The organism is Hydrocoleum sp. CS-953, from assembly GCF_002260545.1.
Lineage (GTDB): Bacteria > Cyanobacteriota > Cyanobacteriia > Cyanobacteriales > Microcoleaceae > Trichodesmium.
Genome location: NZ_LGSU01000316.1, coordinates 1 through 2731 on the forward strand (window position 1 = coordinate 1; position 2731 = coordinate 2731).

General features: G+C 33.4%; 1 protein-coding gene and 1 pseudogene. One reads left to right on the forward strand and one right to left on the reverse strand.

Going from position 1 to position 2731, the window contains the following annotated elements; genetic code table 11:
• Positions 1–1100: pseudogene (locus AFK68_RS02905) on the reverse strand (hypothetical protein); the annotation flags it as partial.
• A gap of 958 nt (positions 1101–2058) precedes the next feature.
• Here AFK68_RS02905 and AFK68_RS02910 point away from each other — a divergent pair.
• Positions 2059–2673 (forward strand): chorismate lyase, encoded by a 615-nt coding sequence (locus AFK68_RS02910; protein ID WP_094671484.1) that lies wholly within the window; start codon positions 2059–2061, stop codon positions 2671–2673.
• Positions 2674–2731 lie beyond the last annotated feature (58 nt).

Genomic DNA, 2731 nt, shown 5'->3' on the forward strand with positions numbered 1-2731 from the left:
TGATATAGGATTTTACAAATCCTGGGAATTTCGGCTTCAAAAATTACACTGTCTAAATTTTGTATAATTCCATTATCTACTGTTGCACCTTCCCTAAGTTTTTGATAAACAGATAAATATTTACAATGCTTACTATTATCTATTTCTGGACTACTAGAAATCAAATTTACGATTAACATATCTATTCTCAGTGTCATTGAAATTGCACTTGCTAATAAATATTTATCTTTTAATTCTGGAGCGATGGATGAATTTAAAATAATTGCATCTAACTGTCTAAATTTATCAAAATTAGGTAGAGGTTCCGCAAATTTAATATATAGATAAGTTGCTTTCAAATTATACTTTTCAACTTCCATTAATTTGCTAGAATCTAAAACTTGTTCTAAACCTTTATCAATGCCAACCCACCGAGAATTTTCACTGGCAATTCTGTAGCGTAAACCAATAAGTGAATCTATATTTGATGCTTCTACAAGAAAATCCAATAAATTGAGTGCTGCTAAATCATAAGTCTGTAAACCAGAATTAATTCTGTTATAAGCTTCTAAACATCTAGTTTTACTTCTTTCATAAATTGATGCGCGAATTACTAAACTATTCATCCGGCGATCTAGGTTTAATTCGGGATTATAAAAAGTATGTAAAACTAGGAAAGCATCATTACCTTGTAAACCACATTTTTGTAGTCGTAAAGTTGAGCCTTCCGTACTATTGGGGCGAATTCTTACGTTATAACTTTTACCTGATTTAAGAGTAACTTTCTGAGTACCTCCCTGATTAGCAGTCTGATAACCAACAAAGATATGATATATTTCTTCTTGTTCTAAATTATTTTCTGTTTCCTGCCATACTTCCGAATCTGTTTGCTGTTTTTTTAAAGTAGATTTTTTAGCAGTTTCTCTAAAATATTTACCAACATTTGATGCTTTTTCAGTAATAAATTGTTCCATTTCTGAAGCTTTATTTTTAGCTGTTTCTGAAGATTTATTACTGATTGATTTGCTGGCTTTAGATACTTCTTTGCCGATATTTTCTCTGACTTCTGAAGCTTTGTTAGTCATTGATTTCCACAAGGATGATTCTTGTTTTTTATTCATTGTTTTTCTTGCCTAAAATTACCTTCTCTATTTCTCTTGTATCATACTCAAACATTGCAAAATCAATAAAATTTTTGCATAAATGCTGGAATTGATTTTCTTTGACAAATAATACAAAATATGATGACTAATATTTTAGTAAGCATTTCCTCCGGAAGAGCTGACCACTAATAGCTGTTAGCTCCGCATTCCGCAGGAAATGCTTACATATTTTATCGCAATCCTATCATTGGTTATGAAAATTTTATAACAGTTAATTTTTAATTGAATACTTTTTAAATTATTATACCATTTCTCAAAAATAATGCTTATATGATTGGATGGGTAAGTGTGAGAAGTATGGGAGGTGGGGGAGAGTTTAAAATCAGGAAAAACCTATACTAACCGATTAATAATTGTCAAAAACAGACTTTAAATCTTGGTGATTATTTTACTTCTGAAGTCAAGTAGAAGTATAGCATTACTTTTGGTAATTGGTATTACTCTTAAATCCTGTAGAAGCGATTTACGAATAGCCTCTACCACCAAAATATTACAACTTAAATATAATCTGCTGAATAAATCTATCAACCGATAATTTTCATAGTTTTAAGTGCTGAATTTCCTGGTCGGGAATGTCATAAAATCAGTAAATCAAGATTAAAAACTAGGGATTTTTTCTCCTTTGGTGAGGGGAAAATGCAGAAAAATTAAGAATCAAACTATTGGAAAAGTCCCTATTCTCTCCCCCCCTTACTCATAAGACTTTTTCAGCAAACTCTAAAATAGGATTGCTACAGTGTGATGCTACTAGAAAGAATTCAGTAGAAACGCTATGATTAAAATAAGAAGTTAAGTTTTGTAAAGAAGAGCATTGGCCAAAAGATAAGGTCTGAAGCCTCCCCTTAGATAGGGTATGCAAAGAATAAACTTCAGTATTTCAAGCATAAGGCTTAAACCAGAGGTACTAATAACTGAAATGACTGCTATTTCACCTAAAAACCCAATAACACAGCCCAGAACATGGTATTCCTTAACTCCCTTATGGCAAGGAGGAGAGGAAGTCGTTCGCCAAGGTTTACCCCACTCCCAACTTTCGCCCCCATGGCAAATATTACTTCTGGGAGATGGGTCTCCAACTCGTCACTTACAGCTATTGACAACTGAACCAACAGAAGTTGATGTAATTGATATGTCCCCTATTGGCATGAATCTTGACAATGCTCCCGATCTAATTCATGCTGTACCTGGCCCAAGGTTACGGCGACAGGTATGGCTAAGAACAGCCTCTGGGCAAAGATTGGCTTATGCCACATCTTGGTGGGAAGCGAGTCATGTGGATGAGTATTTGCAAAATCGGTCTTTACCAATTTGGGCAAGTTTAGCTCGTTTGCGGACAGAATTGTATCGAGATGTCCAGGGAATTTATTATGGTCATTCTAGAGAATTAGAGTTAGCTTTTGGTGAGTCTGGACCATTTTGGGGACGACATTATCTATTTTGGCATCATGGTCAACCACTAACATTAATTTATGAAGTATTCTCCCCTTATCTTAAAAAATATTTGGGACAAACAAAAGTTACTAATGGATAATTGATAATTGATAATGGATAATTGATAATTAATCAATCCGGTTTAAAGCCTTCTATAT